Consider the following 15,871-nt stretch of genomic DNA (forward strand, 5'->3'; position numbering starts at 1 on the left):
AAGTCTCGCCCAGCCCGCCGAGAATCGCCGCTGGAACGGCGATTGTGGGCGCGAACGGCGATTGTGGGCGCGAACGGCGATTCTCGGCGCCGAAGCGGCAGCGGCCAACCACTGCAGCGCCCCGGAGTCCGGGCCTCAGCCGACCCGCGGGTATGTGGCTAACTCAGGAGAATCCTGATCACCGACTCGCCCCTCCGCGGAAAATCGGGGCACGGGGGCAGTTGCCGCTGGATTCTCCTGAGTTAGCCACACACACACGTGAGTTAGCCACACACACGTGAGTTAGCCACACACACACGGGGGCGGCCGCAGATGGCCGTGGCCGCGCGTCCGGGGGCGGCGCCGTCCGGGGTGACTCGCCACCGGGCAGCGCCGCTCGCGCCTGTCACCGAGCGGGTCAGTACGTGATGACGACCCGGCCGTCGATCTTGCCGAGCTTCATCTCGTCGAAGACCGTGTTGATCTCGTCGAGGCTGCGAGTGGACACCGTGGGGTGGATCTCGCCGCGGGCGTAGAACTCGAGCGCCTCCTCCATGTCCTGCCGGGTGCCCACGATCGAGCCGCGCACGGTGAGTCCCTTGAGCACGATCTCGAAGATCGGTGCGGGGAAGTCTCCCGGCGGCAATCCGTTGAAGACGATGGTCCCCCCGCGGCGAGCCATCCCGATCGCCTGGCCGAAAGCCTTCGGGTGCACCGCGGTCACGAGCACGCCGTGGGCGCCGCCGGTCACCCGCTGGATGACCTCGACCGGGTTCTCGTCCATCGCGTTGACGGTCAGTTCGGAGCCGTGCTTGCGGGCGAGGGCGAGCTTGTCGTCGGCGACATCCACTGCGACGACGCGCAGGCCCATGGCCTTGGCGTATTGCACGGCGATGTGGCCGAGGCCGCCGATGCCGGAGATGACGACCCACTGGCCGGGCCTGGCCTCGGTCATCTTCAGGCCCTTGTAGACGGTGACGCCGGCGCAGAGCACCGGCGCGATCTCGACCAGGTCGGAGCCTGCGGGGATCTTCACGGCGAACCGCGAGTCGACGAGCATGTACTGGCCGAAGGATCCGTCGACGCTGTAGCCGCCGTTCTTCTGCTGCTCGCACAGCGTCTCCCAGCCGGTGCGGCAGTATTGGCAGCTGCCGCAGGCCGACCAGAGCCAGGCATTGCCGACGAGTTCGCCGACGGTGAGGCTGGTGACGCCCGCACCGAGGGCGACGACGGTGCCGACGCCTTCATGGCCGGGGATGAGCGGCAGGCTCGGCTTGACCGGCCAGTCGCCTTCGGCGGCGTGCAGGTCGGTGTGGCAGACGCCGCTCGAGATGAGCTTGACGAGCGCCTGGCCCGGGCCCGGCGTGGGCACCGGGACTTCTTCGACGGTGAGGTGCTGGCCGAAGGTCGAGACGACGGCGGCGTGCATCGTGGCAGCCGTTACATCGGCGCCGGCTTCGTCGTGCATGGTCGTTTCAATCAATGTCATGGTAAAACTCCCTAGATCGAACGTCTTCGTCCGTGGTCCCGACGCTAGGCGGCGCAACGTTGCGGCCGCGTTGCGGGAGGTTGCGGGCCGGGCAAGCCCGCCGACTTTGGCACCTGCGGTCGAGATTGCCCGGTGCGCGCGGCCAACTCGACTGGAACAGGCAATCTCGACGCATCCGTGCGTCCGTGCATCCGTGCATCCGTGCATCCGCGCATCGGCGGGCACGCTGCCCAGTCTGTGGATGATCCATCCAATGAGCCGGTGCGGCCGGGCCGCTAGATTCGACAGCAAGCAGTTAGCCAGGGTCACCCGCGGCAGGGCAACCGCGCGGGTCCGGCCCGCCGCGCCACCAGTGAACGGAACTTCAGTGCAGAAGCAGATGGACAACAGCGCCGGCGACCTCTCCCGGCCGCTCGAGGGAATCCTGGTCGCCGACTTCTCGCGGATCCTCGCCGGCCCGCTCGCCACCGTCACGCTGGCCGACCTGGGCGCGCGGGTGATCAAGGTCGAGCGTCCGGGCACCGGCGACGACACGCGCGGCTGGGGTCCTCCGTACTCCGCCACCGGGGCCACCTACTTCGAGGGGATCAACCGCAACAAGGAGTCGATCTGCCTCGACCTCACGGATGCCGCCGACCTCAAGCTGGCCCGGGCGCTCGCGCTCAAGGCCGACGTGCTCGTCGAGAACTTCAAGCCCGGCGGGATGGAGAAGCTCGGGCTGGGCTACGACGCGCTCCGGCAGGAGAACCCGGGGCTGGTCTACGCCTCGATCACCGGATTCGGCAGCGCCGGGGGAGCGGACCTGCTCGGCTACGACTTCCTGGTGCAGGCCCTCGGCGGCCTGATGAGCATCACCGGCGAGACCGACGGCGATCCGATGAAGGTGGGCGTCGCCCTCGTCGACGTGCTGACCGCGAAGGACACCGCGATCGGCATCCTCGCCGCACTGACCGCCCGAGCGGCGACGGGCCGGGGCGCGCGGCTGGAACTGAACCTGCTCTCGAGCCTGCAGGGCGCTCTCGCGAACCAGGCGCAGGCCTACCTCGGGGCCGGCGTCATCCCGACACGCATGGGCAACGCGCATCCGTCGATCGTGCCCTACCAGCTGCTGGATTGCGCGGACGGTCCGCTGGCCGTGGCCTGCGGCAATGACGGCCAGTTCGCGCGGCTCGCCCGGGTCCTGGGCGTGGAGACGCTGGCTTCGGATGAACGCTTCGCGACCAACAGCGCCCGGGTGCGCAACCGGACCGAACTCATCGACATCCTGCACGGGCGTCTGGCCGGGGCATCGGCGCACTCCTGGGAGCTCCGGCTCACCGAAGCCGACGTGCCGGCCGGGCGCGTGGCCACCATCGGCGAGGGGATCGCGCTCGCCGAGAGCCTCGGCCTGGCGCCGACCATCGACGTGCAGGATGCCTCCGGCACGACCGTGGGACGCCAGATCCGGCACCCGGTCAGCTGGACCCCGCCGCTCGCGCCACGGACGGCCGCCCCGCCCGCCCTGGGTGAGCACGGCGACGCGATCCGCGCCTGGCTGACTTCCAATCCCTCGCGAAACCGCAGTTGTGCGCGTTAAAACGCCTGTTTAGCGCGCACAACTGCGGTTTCGCGGGAGGGGAGGTCAGCCGCGCAGGGCGAGCCAGAGGTTCGCCGCGACATCGGGATCGTCCAGGTCGGCCTCGATGAGTTTGGACGCGATCCCGATCCGGTGCCGGAGCGAGTTGCGGTGCACCCCGAGTTCGCGCGCCGTCGGCTCCCACTGGCCCCGGTGCCGCAGGTAGCAGCGCACCGTCTGCACGAGGTCGGCCCGGGAGTAGCTTCGCAAGGCGTCGACCCAGTCGTCCGCCTGCGGGTCGAGGAGGCCGTCCACCACGGCGAGCTGCCCCGCGGCCACGCGCCGACAGGCGCGGCCCACCTCCGTGACGCTGCCGGAGACCTGGCCCAGGAGCAACGGGCCGCTCAGCGCGGCCGCCAGCCCGCCGGCAGGTCCGGCCGCCAGTCCGCCCGCCCGTCCGCCCGCTTGCCCGCCCGCTTGTGCCGCCGCCGGTCCGGCCGCTTGCCCCGCCGCCGGTCCGCCCGCTTGCCCCGCCGCCGGTCCGCCAGCAGGCTCGGCAGCCAGCCAGCCAGGCGAGCCGACAGAGGGCCCGGCACCTGCTCCGCCGGCCGGCGCCCCCGCGGGCTCCGATCCCACCCGCCTGTCGCCGCTCGCTTCGCCGCTCGGTTCCTCGTTCGCCCCGGCGCCGGTCTCCGCCAGGATCACGTAGGTCAAGCCGTCCAGCGTGCAGCGCAGGCCCGAACGGCGGATGCTCCGCCGCAGCCGTGCCGCCGCCCCGGCCGGCGCCATCGCGGCAATCCGGTCGGCCAGCTCGGCGTTGCCCAGGAGCTCGACCTGCCCGTCGCGCACGGCCAGGAGCCGCACCCGTTCCGCGAGCGCGGGGATGCCCAGTTCGTCGGCCGCGAGGCGAGCGGCATCCGCGTATCCGTGCAGGATCAGGGATGCCGCGGTGCCGCCCAGGACCGCGTCGGCCCGGCGCCGGTCCCAGTGCTGCTGCGCGGTGACCGAGAGGAGCATGCAGCCGGTCAGCATGAGTTGCCGATCCGCCGCGCGCAGCGCCCGCCCGGCTCCGACCGCGAGGAATCCCGCCGTTTTCTCGTCGGCGATGATCGAGTATTCGACGACGTCAGTCCCGTGCAGGGGGAACGTCGCCGAGGAGTGCGTGCCGGCCAGGCCGAGCCGCGCGGTCTCCTCGCGCAGCTGCGGCAGCAGGCGGGCCTCGGCCAGGGGCCAGATCGTCTCGGCGGTCCCGTCGGCGGGCACATAGGCGGCCCAGCCGCCCAGGGCTTCGGCCAGGGCCTTGACGACCGAGGCGACCGCCCCCGGGCGCGTGGCCGCGCGGGCGAGCGAGGTCTGCCGGCTCAGACTCGCGGTGAGATCGGCCTGCTCCGCCTTGCCGACGAGGTCCCAATAGGCCCGCGACACGTGCATGAACGGGGTTCGTTCCGGAACGATGAGCAGGGGCAGCCCGGCCTCGCGGCAGGCGGCATCCAGTTCGGCCGGGACCTCGTCGGTCCCCGCGCCGAGCCCCAGGCCGAGCGCGGCAACGCCCCGGTCGACGAGGCGCTGCACGTACCGGCCGGCCCCGTCGGCGCCGCCCGAAAACGGGATGCCGGTGGTCAGCAGCAGTTCCCCGCCACCGAGGTACGGGGTCGGATCGTCGAGCTCGGAGATGTGCACGCCGGTCAGTCCCTGCCGGGTCACATGGCCGCCGTCGTGCGGCAGGAGATCCGATCCGAGCTGTTCGCACAGCCGGGCGAGGCTGATCCGCACCATAGTCATCCTGTTCAGATCGAGCGGCCGGGGCAATGACTGGACAGTCTATCTCCGCGGGGGTGCGGTTGTGGATAGTCCGTACGATGTCGCGGAGGGTGGCCTCGCCTACATTGAAGCCATGGAATCAATGCCGCTTGCCCAGACTCGCCTGCTCCGCACCGCGATCCCGGGCCCCAGGTCCACGACCCTGCACGCCGAGCGCGTGCAGCACGTCTCGAGCGGATTCGGAGTCGCCCTGCCGGTGTTCATCGACCGGGCGGAGGGCGGCATCCTGCAGGATGTCGACGGCAACCGCATCATCGACTTCGCGTCGGGCATCGCGGTGACCAGCGTCGGGGCGAGTAACCCGCTCGTGCAGGCCCGGGTGCGTGACCAGCTGGCCCGGTTCACCCACACCTGCTTCATGGTGACGGAGTACGACTCGTTCACCGCGGTCTGCGAGTGGCTGAACACGCACACCCCCGGCGACTTCGAGAAGCGCACCGCGCTGTTCTCCACCGGCGCCGAGGCCGTGGAGAACGCCATCAAGATCGCCCGGGCCGCCACCGGGCGGGAGAAGATCCTCGTCTTCGACGACGCCTACCACGGGCGTTCGCTGCTGACCATGGCGATGACCGCCAAGGAAAACCCCTACAAGACCAGCTTCGGGCCCTTCCCCGGCGAGGTACACCGGGCGCCGATGGCGGCGCCGCTGCGCTGGCCGGGCGGAGCGGAGAACGCCACCGTCGAAGCGCTCGCCGGGGTCGAGGCGGTCCTGACCGCGCAGGGAGCGGACACCTTCGCCGCCATGGTGATCGAGCCGATCCAGGGCGAAGGCGGCTTCATCGTGCCCGCCCCCGGCTTCCTGGCCGGGCTCCGCGACATCGCCGCCCGCCACGGAATCGTCTTCGTGCTCGACGAGATCCAGGCCGGAATGGGCCGAACCGGCCGGATGTTCGCCAGCGAGTACGAGGGAGTGGCCGGCGACCTCGTCGTCACCGGCAAGGCCCTCGGCGGAGGCCTTCCGCTCACCGCCGTGACCGGCCGGGTGGAGCTGATGAACGCCGTGCACGCGGGCGGCCTCGGCGGCACCTACGCCGGCAACCCGCTCGCCTGCGCCGCCGCACTCGGCGTCTTCGAGGCGTTCGAAACCGGCGACCTGCTCGCCGGGGCGCTCCGCATCGAGGACACGGTGCGCCGGGTGCTCGAACCGCTCGTGACCGAGGACTTGCCGATCGTCGAATTCCGCGGCCGCGGCGCCATGCTCGCGATCGAATTCGCCGACGCCGCGACGCTCGAGCCGCGGCCGTTGCTCGCCGCGGCGGTCGCCGCGCGCTGCCACGCCCGGGGCGTGCTGATCCTCGTCTGCGGAACGTACGGCAACGTCATCCGCCTGCTTCCCCCGCTCGTGATCGGCCAGGAGTTGCTCGAAGACGGGCTCGCGGTGCTCCGCGAGGCCGTCGAATCGGTGTACGCCGACTCGACTGCCGGCGCGGCCGTCGGCGCGGCGGCGGCCCGCGCGTGAGCGCCCCGACCACGATGAACGCCGACCCGAGCCACGACCCGCGCACGGGCGAGCAGCGCGGAAGCGTGCCGCACACGTCCCCGGAACGGGTCTCCGACATCCTGCGGCGGGCGCAGAGCGCGGCGGATCGCGTCGCCTCGACCAGCCCGGCGACGCGCCTCGGCTGGCTCACCGCCGTCGCCGAGGCCCTCGCGGCGCACGACGAGGAACTCGTCGGGATCGCCCGCGAGGAAACCGGCCTCGGCCTGGACCGCCTGCGCGGCGAACTCGCCAAGTGCGCGGCCAGCACGCTCTTCTACGGCACGGTCGCGGCCGAGGGCAGCTACCTCCAGGCCGGCACCGAGGGGATCGGGGGCGACTCCACCCTGTCCCGCTGGAACATCCCGGTCGGCCCGGTCGCTGTGTTCGGGGCGAGCAACTTCCCCTTCGGCTTCGGCGTGATCGGCCACGACGTGGCCTCGGCCCTCGCCGCCGGCTGCCCGGTGATCGTCAAGGCCCACCCGGCTCACCCTCGCCTGAGCGTGCGCCTGGCCGAAATCGTCACCGGCGCGCTCGCCGAGGCCGGCGCCCCGGCGGGCAGCTACGCCCTCGTCGTCGGCTTCGACGCCGGGCTGCAGCTCGTCGACGCCGCCGAGGTCACCGCGGTCGCCTTCACCGGCAGCCAGGGCGGCGGCATGGCCCTGGTCGACCGGGCCGCAGCCCGCGGCGTGCCGGTCTTCGCCGAAATGGGCACCGTCAACCCGGTCTTCGTGACAACGGATGCCGCGGCGCGCGGCCAGGAGATCGCCGCCGGCTTCGTAGGGTCGTTCACCCTCGGGGCCGGACAGTTCTGCACCAAGCCCGGGCTGCTCTTCGCCCCCGCCGGAGCCGGCATCTTCGACGCCGTGCTGGCCGAGCTGGCGCAGGTCGAATCCGCCCCCCTGCTCACGGCCGGGATCGCCGCCGGCTACCGCGCCGGGGTGGCGCGGCTCGCCGAGGCGGCGGCCGCCGCGCCCGCCGTGACGCAGGCCGCCCAGCCCGCCGCAACCCGGGCCACCGCGTCCGCCGTAACCCAGGCCGCCGAGTCCGCCGAAACGCCCGCCGAGGCAGCCGAATCCGGCGGCTACGCGGTCGCCCCGCGGGCCATCCGGGTGCGGCTGGACGACCTGCACCCGGGCTCCCGCCTGCTCGAGGAATGCTTCGGCCCCGTCGCGCTCGTCTGTGAATACGAGGATGCCGAGCAGGCGCTGGGCGCCCTCGTCCGGCTGCAGCCGAGCCTCGTCGCATCCGTCTTCACCGGTGGCCCGGGCGACCCGCAGTCGGCCGAGATCGTGCGCCGGCTGCTCGGCCGGGTGGGGCGAGTCGCCCTCAACGCCTGGCCCACCGGAGTGGCCACGTCCTGGTCCATGCAGCACGGCGGACCGTGGCCGGCCACCTCGCGCTCCGATGCGACCAGCGTCGGCGCCGGGGCACTCGGCCGCTTCGTGCGGCCGGTCGCGGTGCAGAACGCCGAACCCGCCCACCTGCCGCCGGCCCTCCAGCCCGGCAACCCCTGGCGCATCCCGCGGCGAATCAACGGCAAACTGACAGTGCCGAGCGCGACAGCGCCGACCGCGACGGCGCCGAGCGAATGACGTCCTCCACCCTGACGAAAGTGAACCCCATGATCGACACCTCAGACCTGATCGACATCGAGTCCCTCCTCAGCGCCGACGAGGTGGCGCTCCGCGCCTCCGTGCGTTCGTTCGTCGACTCGAGCATCCGGCCGAACATCGCGCGCTGGTACGAGAACGGCGTCTTCCCGCTCGAGATCGTGCCGGAGATGGCGAAGCTGGGACTGCTCGGAATGCACCTCACGGGCTACGGATGCCCGGGCCGCAGCTCCGTCGACTACGGCCTGGCCGCGCTGGAGCTCGAGGCCGGCGACTCGGGCCTGCGCACCTTCGTGAGCGTGCAGGGATCCCTGGCCATGAGCGCCATCCACAAGCACGGCTCGGAGGAACAGAAGAACGAGTGGCTGCCGAAAATGGCGGCCGGCGAGGCCATCGGATGCTTCGGCCTGACCGAGCCCGGCTCGGGCTCCGACCCCGGCAGCATGACCACGTACGCCCGCCGCGACGGCGACGACTGGGTGATCACCGGAACCAAGCGGTGGATCGGGCTGGCCTCCGTCGCCCAGGTCGCCGTGATCTGGGCGATGACCGACGACGGGGTGCGCGGTTTCGTCGTGCCCACCGAGACGGCCGGATTCACCGCCACGGTGATCGGATCCAAGCTCTCCATGCGGGCCTCCATCCAGTGCGAGATCGACCTCGACAACGTGCGCCTGCCCGCCTCGGCCATGCTGCCGAAGGCCAAAGGGCTGAGCGGCCCGTTCTCCTGCCTGAACGAGGCGCGCTACGGCATCATCTGGGGCGTCATGGGCGCCGCGCGCGACAGCTACCTCACCGCCCTCGACTATGCCGGCGAGCGCATGCAGTTCGGCAAGCCCCTGTCGGGCTACCAGCTGACGCAGTCGAAGCTCGTCGACATGGCCCTGGAGATCAACAAGGGCACCCTGCTCGCCCTGCACCTCGGCCGGCTCAAGGACGCCGGCACCCTGCAGCCGCACCAGATCTCGATCGGCAAGCTGAACAACACCCGCGAGGCGATCGCCATCTGCCGTGAGGCGCGCACCGTGCTCGGCGGCAACGGCATCACCCTTGACTACTCCCCGCTGCGCCACGCGAACAACCTCGAGAGCGTGCGCACCTACGAGGGGACCGACGAGGTGCACACGCTGATCATCGGCAACCACATCACGGGCATTCCCGCCTTCCGCTAGGCACCCGTCGGGTAGCAGTCGCGCGCGTATCGCTGCGGGGGAGTTACGCGGGCACTGCGCCGGTGCGCGTGAGTTGCGCCACGCGCGAAGTGGCGCACTACCCGCGCAGCGCGGGGCGGGCGAGCCGGGTGCGGTCGCTACCGGGGCGCCGGGCCGAGCCAGGAGTAGCGGCGCTGGGGGCGTCCGGTCTGGCCGTAGCGCAGGGAAACGGCGGCCTGCCCGAGCAGCACGAAGTGCTCCAGGTATTTGCGGGCCACGACCCGCGACAGGCCCAGCTCCTCGGCGCACTCGGACGCGGCCAGGTCCAGGTCGGAGTCCTTCAGCGCTCGTTCGATCAGCACGGCGGTCTCCTTGCTCAGCCCCTTGGGCAGGGGCGGCAGCGGGGCCACGCCCGACGCCGAGCCGAGGGCCTGGTCCAGGTCGCTCTGGCTGAGGTCGCCGGGGCGCCCGAGCACGCGCCGGCGTTCGGCGTACCCGGCGAGCCGTGCCTGCAGCTCGGTGATCTTGAACGGTTTGAGCAGGTAGCTCACGATGCCCCCCTGCAGCGCAGCGCTGACCGTCTCCGACTCGCGGGCGGCGCTGAGCACGAGGAAGTCCAGGTCGTACCCGTGCTCGCGGGCGCGACGGATGACGTCGAGCCCGGTCGTGTCAGGAAGGTAGATGTCCAGCAGCACGAGCTGCGGCCGCAGCGTGCCGATCAGGTCCAGTGCCTCAGCGCCGGAATGCGCCACCCCCACGACGCGAAAACCGGGCAGCTGTTCGACGATGCGCTCGTGGGCGCGAGCGACCATGAAGTCGTCGTCAACGATCAGCACGTCATACATGGAGGGTCTCCCGACCTGTGGGCTCGGGACCTGTGGGCTCGACGGGTTCGCCGGGGGCTCCGGATGCGCGCGCGACGGTCGGCAGGACCGCCTCGAACACCGCTCCGCCGTCGTTTCGGTAGCCGACCCGGCCGCCGCGGCGGGTGGCGACGAGGTGCACGATCGCCAGGCCGAAGCCGTGGTCGGCGGCGCCCGACGACGTCGATTTCGATGTGACCCCGGCCTCGAACACGCGGTCGATCAGGGCGGAGTCGACCCCGGGCCCGGTGTCGCGCACGACGACGCGAACCAGAGCACCGGCAGCATCCGCCCCCGCAGCATCCGGCCCCGCCGCACCCGGCCCCACCACCCGCACGTCGACCGAGACGTGCCGGGTCGCCGCCCCGGTCACCGCGTCCAGGGCGTTGTCGACGAGGTTGCCGATCACCGTCACGAGGTCGACCGACATCGCCTCGTCCACCCTGGGCAGCGCGGAATCGGCCGTGAGCGTGAGGTCGGCTCCGCGCTCGCGGGCGAGCGACGTCTTCGCGATCAGCAGCGCGGCGACCGCGGGTTCGTTGATCCGGGTGAGCACCGTGCTGTCCAGCTCGGAGCGGTCGCGGGAGACCGCATCGATGTAGTCGACGGCCGCATCCGTGTCGCCGAGCTGCATCAGCATCGAGATCGTGTGCAGCCGGTTCGCGAACTCGTGGGTCTGCGCGCGCAGGGTTTCGGTTGCCTGCCTGCTGCTGCCCAGGTCGTGCTGCAGCGTGACCAGCTCGGTGCGGTCGCGGAGCGTCGTCACCACCTCGGGTTTGGAGCGGGGCGGATGAATCGTGGTCTGGTTGAGCACGAGCAGCACCCCCCGGTTGACCAGGGGCGTGTCGCGGTCGTTGGCACCGTGCGAACGCAGCGCCCGCTCGGCCTCTCCGCCCAGCCCGACACCGTCGACGGGACGGCCGACCGCGTCGTCGGGCAGCCCGAGCAGCGACCGGGCGCTGTCGTTGGCGAGGGTGATGATGCCGTCCGCGTCGACCGCGATGACGCCCTCACGGATGCCGTGCAGCATGGCCTCCCGGTGCTCGACCAGGCGGCCGATCTGCTCCGGCTCCAGGCCCAGGGTCTGGCGTTTGACCCGGGCGGCGAGCCACCACGAGCCGGCGGCGCCGAGGATGCCGGCGACGCCGAGGTAGGTCAGCAGGTTCGGGGCCGCAACCGAAAACAGGCCGGCCAGGGTGGGGAACCGGCGCCCGGCGACGACCGTGCCGATGAGTTCGCCCGAGTTCGAGAGCACGGGCACCCGGCCGACGACATGGTCGACGGTCCCGAGCTGCGCCACTCCGGCCCAGGCGCCGTCGTAGCCCTTCCGGTCGACATTGAGCTGCACGATGGTGCCGAGCATGCGCGGGTCGGCGGGGGAGGCGAGCACCAGGCCGGCGGCATCCGTCACGATGAGTTCGTCGACCCCGGTCGTGGTGCGCAGCGACTCCACCGGCGAGGCGAGTTTCCGCGGCGCCGAGTCGCCGGCGAGCAGGCTGCGGAGCAGGGGATTGGCGGCCGTGTATTCGGCGACGGTGAGCATCCGTCGCTGCTGGCCGCTGTCGAAAATGTTGCGGGTCTGTTCGAGCGAGATGGCGGTCACGGCGACGAGCACGATGGCGAGCAGCGTGAGCTGGAAGACGAGCAACTGGCGGGTGAGGCTGAGGCGGGGGCGCGCCTGCGACGGCGCCGAGGACGGCGACTGTGACTGCATCTGCCCTCCCGTCGGCCGGCCCGGGCCATCGTCGGCCCCGGCGCACGGGCCGCGCGCGGCGGCCCTAACAAATAGTCCCTCAGAATGGGGAAGGAAGGAAACTCGGCCACAAGCTACACAACGTCCTCTAACACCACAAGTTGCAGGGGCTGCGGCGCTCCTGCGCATCATGGTCACGGTCGGCGACGATGCCGGCCTTCAATCGAAGAGGATTGCAATGCGCACACCAGCCCGGCTCAAGCCAGCACCCACGCGTCTGATCGGCAGCACGGCCGTCGCCGCCACACTCATCCTGGCGCTCAGCGCCTGCGGCGTCACCGGCACCACCGCGAGCACCGCGGAGGCAACGGCCGACGGCCCGCTCAAGAACATCCAGGTGATGATCCCCAACGCCCCGGGCAGCGGCTACGACGTCACCGGCCGCGCCGCGGTCAAGGTGATGGATGAAATCGGCGTCACCACCGGCACCGAGGTCACCAACCTGGCCGGCGCCGGCGGCACGGTCGGCCTGGCCCGCACCCTCACCGAGAAGGGCAACAAAGACTTCCTGCTCATGATGGGTCTCGGCGTCGTCGGCGCCGCCTACACGAACGAGACGGATGCCAAGGTCGCGGATGCGACTCCCATCGCCCGCCTGATCGAGGAGGCCGGCGCCATCTTCGTGCCGACCGACTCCCCGTACAAGACCCTCGACGACCTCATCGTCGCCTGGAAGAAGAACCCCGGCGCGTTCCCGGTCGGCGGCGGATCCTCGCCCGGCGGGCCCGACCACCTGCTGCCGATGCAGCTCGCCGACGCCGTCGGCATCGAGGCCGGCGACGTGAACTTCGTCAGCTACGACGGCGGCGGCGAGCTGCTGCCGGCGATCCTCGGCGGCAAGCTGCAGTTCGCGGCCTCCGGCTACGGCGAATTCCTCGAGCAGGTCAAGGCCGGCGAACTGCGCGTTCTCGCCGTGACCAGCGAAGAGCGAGTCCCCGTTCTGCCGGATGCCCCCACCCTCAAGGAGCAGGACGTCGACCTGGTCTTCACCAACTGGCGCGGACTGCTCGCGGCACCGGGCCTCAGCAAGGCCGAGACGGCCAGGCTCGTCACGGCCGTCACGGCCATGCACGACAGTGACGAGTGGGCACAGGTGCTCGAGGACAACGGCTGGACGGATGCCTTCATCACCGGAGACGACTTCGCCTCCTTCCTGACCGAGCAGGACGAGCGCGTCGCCACCGTGCTCACCGACCTGGGACTGGTGTGACCACCCCCAGCTCACGGGGTGGACCAGGACTGCTGCACGGTCGCTCCGAGCTGGGCGTCGCCGCCCTGCTCGGGGCGCTTGCGGTGATCGTCGCCGTCGACACCGCCAACATCCGCCAGACCGCCGTCAACTCCGGCGTGATGGGCCCGCAGGTCGTTCCCGCCATCATCGCGACCGGCCTGGCCCTGTGCGCGATCGCGCTCGCGATCAGCGTTCTGCGCGGAGGGCACGCCGACCCCGAAGAGGGCGAAGACATCGACCTCTCCATCCCGGCGCACTGGCCGACGGTCTTCGGCCTGGCCGGCCTGATCCTCGGCTACGCGCTGGTGCTCGACCCGCTCGGCTATGTGGTCGCCAGCAGCATCCTCTTCTACGGTTCGGCGTTGCTGCTCGGCTCCCGGCGCTTCGTCTGGGCCCTGCTCATCGGCGTCGCGCTGTCCGTGGCGACGTTCTACGGTTTCGTACTTGGCCTCGGCATCCCCCTGCCGGCCGGACTGCTGACGGGAATTCTCTAATGGACAACCTCGCACTGCTGATGGAGGGGTTCACGAACGCGCTGACCCTCCAGAACCTGCTTTTCGCGCTGGTCGGTGTGCTGCTCGGCACCGCGGTGGGCGTGCTGCCCGGGATCGGCCCGGCGATGACGGTGGCCCTGCTGCTGCCGCTCACCTACGCGCTCGACGTGACCGGATCGCTGATCATGTTCGCCGGGATCTACTACGGCGGGATGTACGGCGGGTCGACGACGTCGATTCTGCTGAACACGCCGGGGGAGAGCTCGTCCGTGGTCACGGCGCTCGAGGGCAACAAGATGGCCAAGGCCGGACGAGGCGCCCAGGCGCTCGCGACGGCGGCGATCGGATCGTTCGTGGCCGGCACCATCGCCACCGGCGCCCTGGTCTTCGTCGCCCCGTTCATCGTGTCGATCGCGATCAGCCTCGGTGCCCCGTCGTACTTCGCGATGATGGTGTTCGCGTTCATCGCGGTGAGCACGGTGCTCGGTTCGTCCCGGATCCGCGGGCTCGCGGCGCTCTTCATCGGACTGACGATCGGCCTGGTCGGGATGGACCCCACCACCGGCCAGCCCCGGCTGACATTCGGCCAGCCACTGCTCTCCGGCGGGATCGACGTCGTGGTGATCGCCGTCGCGCTGTTCGCCGTCGGTGAGGCCCTCTGGATCGCCGCGCACCTGCGTCAGGGCAAGCAGGCGACGATTCCGGTGGGCGTGCCCTGGATGGGCAAGGACGACTGGAGGCGCAGCTGGAAGCCGTGGCTGCGCGGCACGGTGATCGGCTTCCCGTTCGGCGCCATCCCCGCCGGCGGAGCGGAGATCCCCACCTTCCTCTCCTACGTCACCGAGAAGAAGCTCTCCAAGCACCCGGAGGAGTTCGGCCACGGCGCCATCGAGGGTGTCGCCGGTCCGGAGGCCGCGAACAACGCCTCCGCCGCGGGCACGCTGGTGCCGCTGCTCACACTCGGGCTGCCGACCACAGCGACCGCCGCCGTGATGATCGCCGCGTTCAACCAGTACGGCATCCACCCGGGGCCATTGCTGTTCAAGACGGAGCCGGTGCTGGTCTGGACCCTCATCGCGAGCCTGTTCATCGGCAACACACTGCTGCTGGCGCTGAACCTGCCGCTCGCGCCGTTCTGGGCGAAGCTGCTGCGGATTCCGCGGCCGTACCTGTACGCGGGGATCCTCTTCTTCGCCACCCTCGGCGCGTACGCGGCCGGGATGCAGTCGTTCAACATCGTCATCCTCCTGCTGATCGGGGCGCTCGGCTACATGGCCCGGCGCTACGGATTCCCCGTGCTGCCGATCATCGTCGGCGCCATCCTCGGCCCGGAGATGGAACGCCAGCTGCGCCGCTCGCTGCAAATCAGCTCCGGCGACCCGGCCGCGTTGGTGAGCGAACCGCTGGCGATCGTGCTCTACGCGGTGATCGCGGTCTTCCTGGTCGTGCCGCCACTGCTCAAGGCCGTCCGGCGGCGGACGCGCGGTGGCGGGACCGGGGGCGCTCCGGGCGCTCCCGCGGACGCGTCTCCCGCCGACGCCGACGCCGACGCCTCCCTCCGAGGTTGACGGTTGCGGTCGAGTTTGCCTGGTGTGCCGGGCAAACTCGACCGGAACAGGGCAGCTCGGCGCGCACGCCGACGGCCGATCACTTGAGCAGCGCGACGTCCGAGACGAGATCGATGTGGGACTGCATGGCGTCCTGCGCTGCTTGCGCGTCTTGCACGCGGATCGCGTCCGCAATCGCGCGGTGCGAGGCCAGCGACTGCTCGGGGCGTCCTGGCTGGCCGAGGGATTCCAGCCGCGTCTCCAGGATCATTTCGGCGATGAACATCATGAGCTGCGCCAGCACCGAGGAGTGCGCGGCGCGCGTGACCGCCTGGTGGAAGAGCTCGTCACCGTGGGCACCCTTGTCGCCGCCGGCGATCTCGGCCGCCATCGCGTCCAGGGACGCATCGATGGCGAGCATGTCCTCGTCGGTGCGCCGGGCCGCGGCGAGCCCCGCCAGTTTCACCTCGAGGGTGCTCCTGGCCTCGACGATCTCGGGGAGCCGGGTGCGATGCGCGCGGAGTTCCCTGATGACGGTCGCGATGCTCGGCCGATAGACGAGCACCGCGCCCGTGCCGTGTTGCACGTCGATGACGCCGAGGACCTCCAAGGCCACCAGGGCCTGGGCCAGTGTCGCCCGGGACACGCCGAGCCGTTCCGCCAGGTCGCGTTCGGCCGGCAGGAGGTCGCCCGGACCGAGCCGGGCCGACTGGATGTAGCCGAGTATCTGTTCCACCAGCTGTTCGTACAGGCGAGGTTTGGACACACGCGTGAGTGGCTGGGGGGTGAAATCCTGGGCCACTGCTGCCTCCACGTCGAACGCGCCGGTGTTTCCGTGGAATCCAGCCTACCGCGCGCTTGACAACTCACCTACTGTCTAGGAGGCTAGGCCAGTGGT

The 15,871-nt window shown here is 71.0% G+C and carries 12 protein-coding genes; 7 read left to right on the forward strand and 5 right to left on the reverse strand.

The genetic code is table 11. The features are described 5' to 3' along the window. Positions 1–397 precede the first annotated feature (397 nt). A complete protein-coding gene (adhP, locus tag E3T54_RS16430; RefSeq protein ID WP_134476633.1) occupies positions 398–1,408 on the reverse strand; it encodes an alcohol dehydrogenase AdhP in 1,011 nt (336 codons plus the stop codon). A 439-nt stretch (positions 1,409–1,847) separates the two neighbouring features. Here adhP and E3T54_RS16435 point away from each other — a divergent pair, with 439 nt between their 5' ends. Next, positions 1,848–3,044 carry a CaiB/BaiF CoA-transferase family protein gene (locus tag E3T54_RS16435; protein WP_134476634.1) on the forward strand — a complete coding sequence of 399 codons (1,197 nt, stop codon included), beginning with the start codon at positions 1,848–1,850 and terminating at the stop codon, positions 3,042–3,044. A gap of 45 nt (positions 3,045–3,089) precedes the next feature. Here E3T54_RS16435 and E3T54_RS17635 read toward each other — a convergent pair whose 3' ends face one another. After that, the gene (locus tag E3T54_RS17635) at positions 3,090–4,799 is read right to left on the reverse strand and encodes a PucR family transcriptional regulator (protein WP_166804954.1); all 1,710 of its coding nucleotides are present in this window, start codon (positions 4,797–4,799) and stop codon (positions 3,090–3,092) included. Positions 4,800–4,917: 118 nt separating this feature from the next. Between E3T54_RS17635 and E3T54_RS16445 the strand changes: the two genes are divergently transcribed. From E3T54_RS16445 to E3T54_RS16455, 3 genes are read left to right on the forward strand one after another with little or no spacing between them, the layout of a single operon-like run. After that, on the forward strand, positions 4,918–6,303 hold the full coding sequence (locus E3T54_RS16445) for an aminotransferase class III-fold pyridoxal phosphate-dependent enzyme (protein ID WP_134476635.1): 1,386 nt from the start codon (positions 4,918–4,920) through the stop codon (positions 6,301–6,303). Then, the gene (locus E3T54_RS16450; RefSeq protein ID WP_241977283.1) at positions 6,300–7,916 is read left to right on the forward strand and encodes an aldehyde dehydrogenase family protein; all 1,617 of its coding nucleotides are present in this window, start codon (positions 6,300–6,302) and stop codon (positions 7,914–7,916) included. Before E3T54_RS16445 ends, E3T54_RS16450 begins: the two co-directional genes overlap by 4 nt. Before the next feature lie 29 nt (positions 7,917–7,945). Continuing rightward, entirely contained in the window at positions 7,946–9,106 is a 1,161-nt protein-coding gene (locus E3T54_RS16455) for an acyl-CoA dehydrogenase family protein (protein WP_174844443.1), read from the forward strand. 137 nt (positions 9,107–9,243) lie between these two features. Here E3T54_RS16455 and E3T54_RS16460 read toward each other — a convergent pair whose 3' ends face one another. Further along, positions 9,244–9,930 carry a response regulator gene (locus E3T54_RS16460; protein ID WP_134476606.1) on the reverse strand — a complete coding sequence of 229 codons (687 nt, stop codon included), beginning with the start codon at positions 9,928–9,930 and terminating at the stop codon, positions 9,244–9,246. Then, on the reverse strand, positions 9,923–11,662 hold the full coding sequence (locus tag E3T54_RS16465) for an ATP-binding protein (RefSeq protein WP_166804955.1): 1,740 nt from the start codon (positions 11,660–11,662) through the stop codon (positions 9,923–9,925). Before E3T54_RS16465 ends, E3T54_RS16460 begins: the two co-directional genes overlap by 8 nt. A gap of 217 nt (positions 11,663–11,879) precedes the next feature. Here E3T54_RS16465 and E3T54_RS16470 point away from each other — a divergent pair, with 217 nt between their 5' ends. From E3T54_RS16470 to E3T54_RS16480, 3 genes are read left to right on the forward strand one after another with little or no spacing between them, the layout of a single operon-like run. Then, entirely contained in the window at positions 11,880–12,911 is a 1,032-nt protein-coding gene (locus E3T54_RS16470; RefSeq protein WP_134476608.1) for a tripartite tricarboxylate transporter substrate binding protein, read from the forward strand. Next, positions 12,908–13,426, forward strand: a complete 519-nt coding sequence (locus E3T54_RS16475) for a tripartite tricarboxylate transporter TctB family protein (protein WP_241977284.1) — start codon at positions 12,908–12,910, stop codon at positions 13,424–13,426. The genes E3T54_RS16470 and E3T54_RS16475 overlap by 4 nt, the downstream gene beginning before the upstream one ends. Further along, complete coding sequence (locus E3T54_RS16480) at positions 13,426–14,994, forward strand: tripartite tricarboxylate transporter permease (protein ID WP_134476609.1); 1,569 nt, start codon at positions 13,426–13,428, stop codon at positions 14,992–14,994. The genes E3T54_RS16475 and E3T54_RS16480 overlap by 1 nt, the downstream gene beginning before the upstream one ends. Positions 14,995–15,073: 79 nt before the next feature. On the opposite strand, the gene E3T54_RS16485 is transcribed toward E3T54_RS16480, so the two are convergent. Further along, positions 15,074–15,775, reverse strand: a complete 702-nt coding sequence (locus tag E3T54_RS16485) for a FadR/GntR family transcriptional regulator (RefSeq protein WP_134476610.1) — start codon at positions 15,773–15,775, stop codon at positions 15,074–15,076. Positions 15,776–15,871 lie beyond the last annotated feature (96 nt).

It is taken from the genome of Cryobacterium sp. Sr8, assembly GCF_004403225.1.
Lineage (GTDB): Bacteria > Actinomycetota > Actinomycetes > Actinomycetales > Microbacteriaceae > Cryobacterium > Cryobacterium psychrotolerans.